This is a genomic window from uncultured Thiodictyon sp., from assembly GCF_903828115.1.
Lineage (GTDB): Bacteria > Pseudomonadota > Gammaproteobacteria > Chromatiales > Chromatiaceae > Thiodictyon.
On sequence record NZ_CAIKKU010000098.1, the window covers coordinates 1 to 11,358 of the forward strand.

The following is an 11,358-nucleotide window of genomic DNA, read 5'->3' on the forward strand; positions in this document are numbered from 1 at the left end:
AGGACGTCATTATCAATAACGGGGGTATGATTATTCATGACAGGGGCTCCTTCACTTGACTTTTAGTACAGTAATTTTTGCGGTTAACTATAGCTCTTCCGCACGCAACTCGGGGTGCTTTGTCGAATAGCCGATTTTCACCAGGCCGGGCATTGCCTTGTTGGACATGACGTAAACGAAGCCTTTCATGCCGGACTCGCTCGCTTAGGATGATTGTAAGATTTAGGCGCTATCTGCTGCTTCCTATGGGCAAGTGGAATCTTTGAAAACCTGTTCCTTTTCTTCGCAGAGGCCCAAGATCAAATCGTCGAAGCGGCCTGGCATTTTTCCCGCTCTCATCTTCTCTTCCGCCGCTTTACATCTCATGCTTTCCTCTTTCGTTCTGACAACAATCGTCTCAAGTCGTCCTTCGCAATGCTCCTTAAAGCAACGAACTTTTGCACCTTCCAAGGCGTATTTAAAAGATAATCCACGTTTACCGTCTATAGCTTCGCTCATACATTCTGCATAGTTGTCGGGGCTGAACCATCCGGCTTTCAGGCCGCTTGCCCAAACAAGCAACCAAAACGCAATTAGAAGGCGGGTGCGCATAGAACAGACCTAAGTTCGATTTCCGAAGAACGAGAATATTGGGGGAAAACCTCGATCGCCGTTTAGCTGTAACTCACGCTAAAAGGGCGTCCCTTCCTTTTCGCGCCCCCGCGACCGTGACTTTTCTATTTCGTCTCGCAGCTTTGAGAACGGCATCTGCTCGCCGTTAAATCTGATTGGATGGTCTGATGAAGCGAGCGTAGAGCTATCTTTACCTTTGAAGTCAAGAAGCGCCGTCCAAATCGCATTAAAGACCTTAAGCGCATCTTCCCGATCAATAGAAGTCGGCACGACATTTAGCCCAAGATTCTTCGTGCGCCGAGTTTTTTCATCTACCCGCTTCTTGAACTTTTTATCGCCGCATCTGATATTTCTCGTCGCCTCCCTAACATTAAGCTCCCATAGATGGGAATGAATCAGCGCGTCGCGCACAATGTAAACTTCAGCCAGCTCTTCCAAAGCCGTCGAATCTGGAAAAACATAACGTATTACCTCGACCGCGCTCAGCTTGTCTTCGCTCGGCGCCGTGATTTGTTCTCGGTTGCAATAGTGCAAGCGCGCCACATATGATTCAAGCATCGCAACCAGTAACAGAATAACAGACGCCGCGTATCCTGACTCATGGTAGCCGGAGTGGAGTCTACTATCTTCTACTCTCTCCTTTTTTAGCAACTTCTCCAGCAGGTCGGCAATTGGCTGGCAGTAGGCCGAGCCTATAATGCTGATCATCTCTGGGTGTTCGTGATTCATTGGATTAAATATCGAAATGCGATCAGCGGGAGGCGTATCCCGAAAAACGCGGGACCGGTTCCTTGCATAGCAATAGCCCGCGTAGGGCGGAACGCCGCAGGCGGTTCCGCCTCTTTAGGTACCCGCGCAATGGCGGATCGCCCTGCGGGCATCCGCCCTACGGCCCTTGAATATCATGCCGCATCGCGTTCCGGCAGGTCAATGACCTGTTCGCGAGCCAACTCCGCCGCATACCGGATCGCGGCCGGGACGTCGTCCGTGGTCAGGGATGGATAGCTGGCGATGATCTGCTGTTCGGCGAGACCGGCGGCGAGGTTGTCGAGCACGACGGACACCGGCACGCGCGTGCCCTTGATGCAGGCCTGCCCGTGGCAGATCAGCGGGTCGATGCGGATTCTCTGTTGCCAAGTCATGTATCCGCCTCCAGTGGGCCTGACGACACTCTCGCCTGGTGGCGATTATGGAGCCGGTCGCCGACGGGACGCAAACCCGTGCTGCAATCCCCGTCAAACTGGCCGATACTGTATATAACAACAGTTATCGACCAGACACACCCGACCTTGACCCCGACCCCGGCCTACGCCGAACTTCTCTGCCGCTCCAATTTCTCCTTCCTGCGGGGCGCCTCGCACCCAGAGGAACTGGTCCGGCGCGCCCATGAGTTGGGCTACAGCGCGCTGGCCCTGACCGACCTGTGCTCGCTCGCCGGGGTGGTGCGCGCCCACGCCGAGGCGCGCACCCTGGGGCTGCACCTGATCATCGGGGCCGAGTTGCGGGTGGAGTCAGGCCCGCGCCTGGCGGCACTGGCGATGGATCGGGACGGCTACGGGAACCTCGCGCACCTGATCACGGCGGCGCGGCGGCGCGCGCCCAAGGGGACGGACCGGCTGCTGGCGGCGGACCTGGCCGCCGGGCTGCCGGGCTGTCTGCTGGTCTGGCTGCCGACGGCGGCGGACGGTGACGCAGAGCAGCGGGCGCAGGGTGAGTGGCTGAAGGGCCTGTGCGACGAACGGCTCTGGATCGGCGTGGTCCAGCAGCGCCGCGGCGCCGACCTGGCGTGGCTCGCGCGGCTGCGGGCCCTGGGCGCGGACCTGGGGCTGAAACTCACCGCCTGCGGCGAGGCGGCGATGCACACCGCGAATCGGCGCCCGCTCCTGGATGTACTGACCGCCATCCGGCTCGGGGTGCGGGTGGACCAGGCGGGCGAGGCCCTGGCCCAGAACCGGGAGAATCACCTGCGTACCCGCGCGGATCTCGCGCGCTTCTATCCGCCCGACCTCTTGGCGCAGACCCTGGAACTGGCCGCCGCCTGCCGCTTCTCACTGGACGAGTTGCGCTACGAGTACCCGGACGAGTTGGTCCCGGCGGGCGTCACCCCCGCGGCCTACCTGAGACGCCTGACCGAGGAAGGTGTGACCACCCGCTGGCCGGACGGCTGCCCGCCCCGGGTGCGCGATCAGATCGAGCACGAACTGGCCCTGATCGCGGAACTGGCCTACGAGCCCTATTTCCTTACCGTCCACGACATCGTCTGCTTCGCCCGCGCCCGCGGCATCCTCTGCCAGGGCCGGGGCTCGGCCGCCAACTCGGCGGTCTGCTACTGCCTCGGGATCACGGAGGTGGACCCGGCGCGCATGGAGATGCTGTTCGAGCGCTTCATCTCCCGGGAGCGCGGGGAGCCGCCGGACATCGACGTGGACTTCGAGCACCAGCGCCGCGAGGAGGTCATCCAGTATCTCTATGCCAAGTACGGGCGCGACCGGGCGGCCCTGGCCGCCGCGGTGATCACCTACAGGCCCAAGGGCGCGGTACGCGATGTCGGCAAGGCCCTGGGGATGGATCTCGACCAGGTCAACCGGCTGGCGCGCAATCTCAACTGGTGGGACGGGCAGGCAGTGGCCCCGGAGCGGCTGCGCGAGGTCGGGCTCGACCCCTTCAACCCGCTGGTGCTCAAGACCATGCGCCTGGTCCATGAGGTCCTGGGCTTTCCGCGCCACCTGTCCCAGCACGTCGGCGGCTTCGTGATCGCCCGCGGGGAGCTGTCGCGCCTGGTGCCGGTGGAGAACGCGGCCATGCCCGGGCGCACCGTGATCCAGTGGGACAAGGACGACCTGGACACCCTGGGGCTGCTCAAGGTGGACTGCCTGGCGCTCGGGATGCTCTCCGCCATCCACCGCGCCCTGGACCTGATCAATGGCTTCCGCGGCAGCCGGCTGACGCTCGCCGACATCCCGGCCGAGGACCCGCGGGTCTACGCCATGATCCAGCGCGGCGAGACCACCGGGGTCTTCCAGATCGAATCGCGCGCCCAGATGTCGATGCTGCCGCGCCTGAAGCCCGCCTGTTTCTATGACCTGGTGATCGAGGTCGCGATCGTGCGCCCCGGCCCGATCCAGGGGGACATGGTCCACCCCTATCTGCGTCGTCGCCAGGGGTTGGAGCCGGTGAGCTATCCGTCCGAAGCGGTCAAGGAGGTCCTTGGGCGGACGCTCGGGGTGCCGATCTTCCAGGAGCAGGTGATCAAGGTGGCCACGGTGGCGGCCGGCTTTTCACCGGGCGAGGCGGACCAGGTGCGCCGCTCCATGGCCGCCTGGCGGCGGCGGGGCGGTCTGGAGGCGCTGCGCGGGCGGCTCATCGGCGGGATGCTGGAGCGCGGCTATACGCGCGAGTTCGCCGAGCAGATCTATCACCAGATCCTGGGCTTCGGCGAGTACGGCTTTCCGGAGTCCCATGCCGCGAGCTTCGCGCTCCTGGTCTATGTGTCCGCCTGGCTCAAGTACCACGAACCGGCCGCCTTCTTCGCGGCCCTCATCAACAGCCAGCCGATGGGGTTCTATGCCCCGGCCCAGTTGCTCCGGGAGGCCAGGCGCGTCGGGGTGGAGGTGCGGCCGGTCACGGTGAACGCGAGTGACTGGGATTGCACCTTGGAGGAGCCCGAGCCTCCTGACGCCACGCGGGCGGGACGCCCGCGCCCCCAAACCCTGCGCCTGGGCCTGCGCCTGGTCAAGGGCCTGTCGCGGGCCGGTGCCGGGCGCCTGGTGGCGGAGCGCAGTGCGGCACCCTGGGCGAACCTGGCGAACCTGATCGACCGCACGGGCCTGGACCGGGGCGATTTGAAGGCCCTGGCCCGCGCCGATGCACTGGCCCCCCTGGCGGGCGATCGGCACCGGGCGGCCTGGTCGGTCTCCGGGCTCATCGGCCTGGGTCCACCCCGGCGGCCGGTCCAGGACGAACTGGCGCTCCCGCCCCCGCGGGCCGCCGTCGGCCTGCCGCCGCTCCCGGCGCCCACCGAGGGGGCGCAGATCGTCGCCGACTACGCAAGCCTGGGGCTCAGTCTGGGTCGCCACCCCCTGGCCCTGCTGCGCCCACACCTCGCCGCCCGGCACCTGCTGACCGCCCTTGAGGTCGAGGCGGTGCCGCCGGGGGCGCGGATCAGTACCGCGGGGCTGGTGATCAACCGCCAGCGCCCGGGCACCGCCCACGACGTCACCTTTGTCACGCTGGAGGACGAGACGGGCCAGGTCAACCTGGTGGTGTGGAAGCAACTCGCTGAGCAGCAGCGGGCGGTGCTCCTGGGGGCGCGGTTACTGGGGGTCGATGGGGAGGTGCAGCGGGAGGCGGGGGTGACGCACCTGATCACCCGGCGCCTGACGGACTATTCGGCCCTGCTCGGCGGGCTCGTCACCCGCTCGCGGGACTTCTGCTGAACCGCGGGCGGTGTCACCAGGCACCGGACCCGCGAAGCCCCCCGCCGGACGGCCGGGGCTCCCAGATCACTGCCATTAAGTTACGGCGCACTCGCCGACCGCGTCGCCTCTGCCTGGAGTCCAAGGCTTCAGCCTTGGAGCGGGCCAAGGCTGAAGCCTTGGACTCCAGGCGCTTGGGCTGCGGCGCTTAACTTAACGGCAGTGGGCTCCCGGGCCGGAACACGGACTAGGGCGCTTTCTGCATCGGCATCTGCCCGGCCCCGGTACCCATGCCGACGGGCGCTTTCCCGGTCGCGGTGCCGGCGGGCGCCATGCCCGTGCCCATGTCGGCGGGCGGCGTGGAACCCTTGTCCTTGGTGGCCGCCTTGGCACCCGGCACACTCGCCTTCTTACAATGGCCGGCGACGGTCTTGCCATCCTTGCGGGTGTATTCCTTGGTCCAGGCGCAGCCGTCCATGGCGGCGCACTTGGCTTCCTCCAGACCCTTACAGGCCGAGTCGGCGGCACCGGCCGGGGCGTTGACCAGGGCGCCGCAGAGGGCCGCGGACGCGAGCGCAATCACGACGAAACGGGGGCTATACAATTTCATCTGTGGTCTCCTTCCAAAGTGGGTGGTGGCGCGGTGCCAGGGTGTACCCGCCGCGCACTCATGAGCGTAGAAGCCATTTTCACGCGGCGCAACCCCAAGGACTCGCGATGACACAAAAAAGGCCCTTCCTTGCGGGTGCCGCGCGGACTCATCGAGGACTCTGCGTCAGGTGCCCGGCCCAGGCCGCCAGGCGCCCCGCCAGGGCCCCCTGCAGGCTCGCCAGCAGCCGCTCGATGGGCTTCTTCTTGGCGGTGTATTTGAGCTGCAAGAGGTCGCGCTGCTCGCTTTCGGTCAGCAGCAGGTCGTCGCTGGTCTGGATGGCGTCCACCAGGCCCAGTTCCACCGCCCGGTTGCCGTGCCAATACTCACCGGTGGCGACCAGTTCCAGGTCCAGGGCGGGGCGGTACTCGTGCACGAAGCCCTTGAACAGGTTGTGGGTCTCCTCCAACTGTTCCTGGAGCTTTTGCCGCGCGGCGTCGGTGTTCTCCCCGAAGAGGGTCAGGGTGCGCTTGTACTGCCCGGCGGTCTGCAACTCGAAGTCCACCCCGTGGCGCTCCAGCAGGCGGTGGAAGTTAGGCAACTCGGCCAGCACGCCGATGGAGCCCAGCACGGCGAAGGGGGCGGCCACGATCCGGTCCGCCACACAGGCCATCAGATAGCCGCCGCTGGCGGCGATCTTGTCCACCGCGACCGTCAGATGCACCCCGCGCGCCCGCAGGCGGGCCAGTTGGGAGGCGGCCAGGCCGTGCTCGTGGACGGTGCCGCCGCCGTTCTCGACCCGCACCAGGACCGCATCACCCGCCCTTGAGTCGAGCAGGATGGTGGTGACCAGGACGCGCAGCGCGGCCACCTCGGTGGCCCGGATGTCGCCGCTGAAGTCGATGACGAACAGCCGCTTGCGCTCCTCCGTCTGGGCCTTGGCGCGCGCCTTCTCACGCTTGCGCTCGGCCTTGAGATAGGCCCGGAAGTCCTTCCTGGACAGGCAGGTCTCCTTGAGCGCCCGCGCCAGGCTGCGATAACGCTCATTGAGATCCAGGATCTCCAGACGCTCGCCGTCGTCCGCGCCGCCCCCCGTGTGGCGGGCGCGGATGGCGAAGACCACCAGCAGTACCATGGCCACCAGCACCGTGAGGGTCTTGGCCAGGAACAGCACATAGTCGAGCAGCATAGCGATCATCGTGTACCTTCCCGGGCGCCCTGGCCTTCACACCGCGATGGGGGCACGGATGACCGGATGGGGCTCGTAGCCCAGGACCGCGAGGTCCTCGAAGCGGTAATCGAACAGGCTGGGCGGACGCCGGGCGAGTGCCAGCCGGGGGAGCGGCCGGGGGTTGCGGGCCAGTTGCGCAAAGACGATGTCATCGGTTATGTGGTTCCGGTAGAGGTGGAGATCGCCGAAGCTGTGCACGAACTCGCCCACCCCCAGGTCGCACTGCTGCGCGACCAGGTGGGTGAGGAGCGCATAGCTCGCAATGTTGAAGGGGACGCCGAGGAAGAGATCGGCGCTGCGTTGATACAGTTGGCAGGACAGGCACCCATCCACTACATAGAACTGGAAGAGACAATGGCAGGGGGCGAGCGCCATGCGCCCGGCCGCCGCGTTGACCTGGGGACTGCGGGTCTCGTCCGGCAGGTCCGCCGGGTTCCAGGCGGACACCACCAGGCGGCGGGAGTCCGGACGGGCGCGGATGGTCGCGACCAGGTCCGCGAGCTGATCAATGGTACGCCCGTCCGGGCAGCGCCAACTGCGCCACTGGGCACCGTAGATCGGCCCCAGGTCGCCGGACGGCGCCGCCCACTCGTCCCAGATGCCGACCCCGCGGGCCTTCAGTTCAGTGTTATCGGTGGAACCGGACAGAAACCATAGCAATTCCTGGGCCACGCTCTTGAAGTGTACGCGCTTGGTGGTCAGCAGCGGAAACCCCTCGCGCAGGTCGAAGCGCACCTGGCGCCCGAACACCGAGCGGGTGCCCACGCCGGTGCGGTCCGGTTTGTCGCTGCCGTGGTCGACCACGTCTTGCAGCAGGTCCAGGTATTGGCGCATCGGGGCTCCGGCGGGGGTTCAGGCAGCGGTTATCCGCGTTATCCTGCAAGCTGAGGATCAAGGAGGCAAGATTTGATCGGCCGCCGGTCGGCCTTCCGGCCGACCGGCGCAGAACGCGCTCAGACCGTCGCCGGCCCCAGCAGCAGCGAGTGCCCCTGCATCTGCTTGGGGATCGGCAGTCCCATGAGTTGCAGTACCGTCGGCGCTATGGCGTCCAGGCCGCCGCCGGTGGACAGCCGCCACTGGGTCTCGTCGGCGACCAGGCAGGGGACCGGGTAGACGGTGTGCTGGGTGTGGGGCTCACCGCTCGCCGGATCGATCATCTCGTCGCAGTTGCCGTGGTCGGCGGTGAGGATGATGGAATAGCCCGCCGCCCGCGCCGCGTCCATGACCCGCCCCGCCTCCCGGTCGAGTACCCGCACCGCCTCGATCACCGCCTCGCGCACCGCGGTGTGACCCACCATGTCGCCGTTGGCGAAGTTGACCACGATGAAGGGGAAGTTCCCGCTCTCAAGTGCCGCGATGGTCGTATCGGCCACCGCCGGGGCGCTCATCTCCGGCTGCAGGTCATAGGTGGCGACCTTGGGCGAGGGGATCAGACCACGCTCCTCACCGGGGAAGGGGTCGCCCCGCCCGCCGTTGAAGAAGAAGGTCACATGGGCGTATTTCTCGGTCTCGGCGCAGTGGAACTGCGGGATGCCGGCGTCGCTCAAGACCTGACCCAGGGTGATGCGGGGAATGTCGTGGTCGAAGGCGAAGGGCAGGCCGTAGGTGTCGTCGTATTCCATGATGCAGGTGACCTTCACGCCGGTGACGCCGTTGCGGTGGAAGGGCTTGAAGTCGGGCTGGAAGAAGGCCTCCACCATCTGGCGCGGGCGGTCCTTGCGGAAGTTGAAATGGATGACCTGATCGCCGTCGCGGATCAACTCGCCGCCGGCGATGATGGTGGGGCGGATGAACTCGTCATCCTCGCCCGCCGCATAGGCCTGATCGATCCCGGCGCGGGCGTCGGCGGCGTGGCGCCCCGCCCCCTCCACCAGGCCGCGCCAGGCGATCTCGGTACGCTCCCAACGCTGGTCGCGGTCCATGGCGTAATAGCGCCCGGTGACGGTGGCGATGGCCCCGCCGGCGGCCGCCAGGGCCTCCTCGACCGGGGCGAGGAAGGCCTTGGCGGAGCGCGGCGGGGTGTCGCGCCCGTCGGTAAAGACGTGGACCATGGGCCGGGCGCCTTCACGGCGGCACAGTTCGATCAGGGCGACGAGTTGGTTCACATGACTGTGCACGCCCCCGTCCGAGACCAGTCCCATCAGGTGGACCGGCCGGCCCGCGGCGGCGGCGGCGCGGGCGGCGGCGGTCAGGACCGGGTTCTCGAAGAAGCTGCCGTCGGCGATGGCCGCGTCGATCAGCACCAGGTCCTGCTTGACCACACCGCCAGAGCCCAGGCTCATGTGCCCGACCTCCGAGTTGCCCATCTGCCCGTCCGGCAGGCCCACGGCGAGCCCCGAGGCCTGCAGGGCGCAGTGGGGGAAGTGCGAAAAGTAGTCATCGAGCTTGGGCGTCTGCGCGATGGCGATGGCGTTGTTGGCCTTGCTCGGGTTGAGGCCGAAACCATCGAGGATGATCAGGATCACCGGTCGGCGCGGGGCTTGGGTCAGGGGGGTGCTCATGGTGTCGCTCATTAAAGGGTTGGTCCTTCGGTCAGGGTGACCGCCGGTGCGCGGAATTTTCGGCGGCGCGGCCCGCGGGCCGGGCGGGCAGGCGCCGGGGCTGCCAGTTTAGTGGGTTGGGATGGTGCGGTGGCGCAAAGTTTCACCCCTACCCTGGGCGACGATATGGGACTGCCGACGGCCGCCTTCCAGCCGTGCCCGGCAGCAGCACCGGGACGGGCGTGCCCGGCGCCGATCGGCGGCCGCTCGGGACCGCGGGAAACTTGGCCGGTTCTGCCGTAACATACAGGCCTGATAACGGCGGGGGCGCGGCGGCGGCACGGTCGCGACCCTGGGCAGGTCCGGTCCGCGGACGCCGGCGACCGGGCATTGGGCGGCATCACCAAACGAGCCCGGTTCACGGGCACCCTGGAGGAGATATGAAGACTGTTCGCAGCAACACCGATCGTATCATTGCCTTTGTCATGGCCGGCGGCCAGGGGGCGCGACTGCAACCCCTGACGGCGGCGCGCTCCAAGCCCTCGGTGCCCTTCGGCTCGCGCTACCGCATCGTCGACTTCGTCCTCAGCAATCTGGTCAACTCCCAGATCCAGACCATCTATCTGCTGGTCCAGTACAAGTCCCAATCCTTGATCGAGCATGTGCGCAAGGCCTGGACCATCTCACCCCTGCTCCAGAATCAGTACGTGACCGTGGTGCCGCCCCAACAGCGCTACGGCGAGCATTGGTTTCAGGGGACCGCCGATGCCATCCACCAGAACATCAACCTGATCGAGGAGCATCGCCCGGACCTGGTGGTGATCTTCGGCGCCGATCACATCTACCGCATGGACATCCGCCAGATGGTCGACTTCCACCGGGAGAGCGAGGCGGACGTGACCATCGCCGCCCTGCCGGTGCCGCTGAAGGACGCCCAGGGCTTCGGGGTCATCGCCGCCGAGGCGAACGGGCGCATCCACGCCTTCGAGGAAAAGCCCGCCAATCCCACCCCCCTGGCCGCGGACCCCACCCAGGCCTTCGCCTCCATGGGCAACTATGTCTTCGACACCGAGGTGCTGCTCAAGGCCCTGCGCGACAGCAAGGACGCGGGCGAGACCGACTTCGGCCAGCATGTCCTGCCGCGCCTGCTGCGCACCCACCGGCTGTTCGCCTACGACTTCGCCACCAATGCGATCCCGCGTATCCAGCCCTATGAGGACCCGGTCTATTGGCGCGACCTGGGGACCATCGACGCCTATTTCGACGCCCATCAGGACGTGCTCGGCCTGGAGCCGGTCTTCAACATCTTCAACCCCGAGTGGCCCATCTACTCCAGCAACTATCAGGGTCCGGTCGCACGCATCCTGGGTGGTGAGATCAGGAACAGCCTGCTCGGGGCGGCCTCGGTGGTCCATGAGGGCGCGCGCATCACCGACTCCATCATCCGGCGCGAGACGGTGATCGAGCAGGACGTGGTGCTGGAGAACTGCGTGGTCATGGACTATTGCCGGATCTCCCGCGGGACCCGCCTGCGCAACGTCATCGTGGACCGTCACAACCTCATCGAGGCCGGGGATGCGATCGGCTTTGATCCGGAGAAGGACCGCCTGCGCTTCACCGTCACCCCCGGCGGCGTCACCGTCATCCCCGCCGGCCGCGTGAGCTATTTCGCCCGGGATGTTGACGGTTCCCGCCGCGGCGGGTATGGGGAGTAGGAACAGCATGGCAGGTTGGGCTGAGGAACGAAGCCCAACGGGCAGCCTGAGGTTAAGACGCAAACGTGTTGGGGTTCGTTCCTGACCCCAACCGACCCTACGGCCCCCGTAGGGTCCGCTGCGCGGACCACCGACCCCGCCGTTGGCTGCCGGGCCGGGATTATGACCAAGGTCTGGGCCCCCCTTCGATCCGGCGCGCCTAGCCCCGCCCTCCGGGTGCGATCAGAACTGATGCGATGACCGAGATCCCGGGTACGCGGTCGTTGTCGTTGTCGTTGTCGTAATCGAATAATCCGACCACGATTACGACAACGAC

The 11,358-nt window shown here is 66.2% G+C and carries 10 protein-coding genes; 2 read left to right on the forward strand and 8 right to left on the reverse strand.

Features of this window, described 5'->3' with window-relative positions; all coding sequences use genetic code 11:
• Positions 1 to 87 precede the first annotated feature (87 nt).
• The 4 genes from QZY48_RS03550 to QZY48_RS03565 all read right to left on the reverse strand — a co-directional run bounded on the left by QZY48_RS03550 (position 88) and on the right by QZY48_RS03565 (position 1,754).
• The gene (locus QZY48_RS03550) at positions 88 to 189 is read right to left on the reverse strand and encodes a GIY-YIG nuclease family protein (protein WP_295427803.1); all 102 of its coding nucleotides are present in this window, start codon (positions 187 to 189) and stop codon (positions 88 to 90) included.
• 54 nt (positions 190 to 243) lie between these two features.
• Positions 244 to 591, reverse strand: coding sequence for a hypothetical protein (locus tag QZY48_RS03555; protein ID WP_295427806.1), 348 nt, complete (start codon positions 589 to 591; stop codon positions 244 to 246).
• 78 nt (positions 592 to 669) lie between these two features.
• Positions 670 to 1,341, reverse strand: a complete 672-nt coding sequence (locus QZY48_RS03560) for a hypothetical protein (protein ID WP_295427809.1) — start codon at positions 1,339 to 1,341, stop codon at positions 670 to 672.
• Between the two features lie 173 nt (positions 1,342 to 1,514).
• Positions 1,515 to 1,754, reverse strand: a complete 240-nt coding sequence (locus tag QZY48_RS03565; RefSeq protein WP_295427811.1) for a DUF433 domain-containing protein — start codon at positions 1,752 to 1,754, stop codon at positions 1,515 to 1,517.
• A 147-nt stretch (positions 1,755 to 1,901) separates the two neighbouring features.
• Here QZY48_RS03565 and QZY48_RS03570 point away from each other — a divergent pair, with 147 nt between their 5' ends.
• On the forward strand, positions 1,902 to 5,048 hold the full coding sequence (locus QZY48_RS03570) for an error-prone DNA polymerase (protein ID WP_295427813.1): 3,147 nt from the start codon (positions 1,902 to 1,904) through the stop codon (positions 5,046 to 5,048).
• 226 nt (positions 5,049 to 5,274) lie between these two features.
• On the opposite strand, the gene QZY48_RS03575 is transcribed toward QZY48_RS03570, so the two are convergent.
• The 4 genes from QZY48_RS03575 to gpmI form a co-directional block, all read right to left on the reverse strand.
• Positions 5,275 to 5,637, reverse strand: a complete 363-nt coding sequence (locus QZY48_RS03575; protein WP_295427816.1) for a hypothetical protein — start codon at positions 5,635 to 5,637, stop codon at positions 5,275 to 5,277.
• A 148-nt stretch (positions 5,638 to 5,785) separates the two neighbouring features.
• Positions 5,786 to 6,814, reverse strand: coding sequence for a protease SohB (gene sohB / locus QZY48_RS03580; RefSeq protein ID WP_295427818.1), 1,029 nt, complete (start codon positions 6,812 to 6,814; stop codon positions 5,786 to 5,788).
• A 27-nt stretch (positions 6,815 to 6,841) separates the two neighbouring features.
• The gene (locus QZY48_RS03585) at positions 6,842 to 7,681 is read right to left on the reverse strand and encodes a thymidylate synthase (protein ID WP_295427821.1); all 840 of its coding nucleotides are present in this window, start codon (positions 7,679 to 7,681) and stop codon (positions 6,842 to 6,844) included.
• Between the two features lie 119 nt (positions 7,682 to 7,800).
• Complete coding sequence (gene gpmI, locus QZY48_RS03590; RefSeq protein WP_295427824.1) at positions 7,801 to 9,348, reverse strand: 2,3-bisphosphoglycerate-independent phosphoglycerate mutase; 1,548 nt, start codon at positions 9,346 to 9,348, stop codon at positions 7,801 to 7,803.
• A 419-nt stretch (positions 9,349 to 9,767) separates the two neighbouring features.
• Here gpmI and QZY48_RS03595 point away from each other — a divergent pair, with 419 nt between their 5' ends.
• Complete coding sequence (locus QZY48_RS03595; protein WP_295427827.1) at positions 9,768 to 11,042, forward strand: glucose-1-phosphate adenylyltransferase; 1,275 nt, start codon at positions 9,768 to 9,770, stop codon at positions 11,040 to 11,042.
• The last annotated feature ends 316 nt before the right edge of the window (positions 11,043 to 11,358 follow it).

What these genes read in the sequence shown, in the direction of transcription:
- QZY48_RS03550 (WP_295427803.1), bottom strand. Translation starts at nt 189, where the DNA reads ATGAAAGGCTTCGTTTACGTCATGTCCAACAAGGCAATGCCCGGCCTG.
- QZY48_RS03555 (WP_295427806.1), bottom strand. Translation starts at nt 591, where the DNA reads ATGCGCACCCGCCTTCTAATTGCGTTTTGGTTGCTTGTTTGGGCAAGC.
- QZY48_RS03560 (WP_295427809.1), bottom strand. Translation starts at nt 1,341, where the DNA reads ATGAATCACGAACACCCAGAGATGATCAGCATTATAGGCTCGGCCTAC.
- QZY48_RS03565 (WP_295427811.1), bottom strand. Translation starts at nt 1,754, where the DNA reads ATGACTTGGCAACAGAGAATCCGCATCGACCCGCTGATCTGCCACGGG.
- QZY48_RS03575 (WP_295427816.1), bottom strand. Translation starts at nt 5,637, where the DNA reads ATGAAATTGTATAGCCCCCGTTTCGTCGTGATTGCGCTCGCGTCCGCG.
- sohB (WP_295427818.1), bottom strand. Translation starts at nt 6,814, where the DNA reads ATGATCGCTATGCTGCTCGACTATGTGCTGTTCCTGGCCAAGACCCTC.
- QZY48_RS03585 (WP_295427821.1), bottom strand. Translation starts at nt 7,681, where the DNA reads ATGCGCCAATACCTGGACCTGCTGCAAGACGTGGTCGACCACGGCAGC.
- gpmI (WP_295427824.1), bottom strand. Translation starts at nt 9,348, where the DNA reads ATGAGCACCCCCCTGACCCAAGCCCCGCGCCGACCGGTGATCCTGATC.
- QZY48_RS03595 (WP_295427827.1), top strand. Translation starts at nt 9,768, where the DNA reads ATGAAGACTGTTCGCAGCAACACCGATCGTATCATTGCCTTTGTCATG.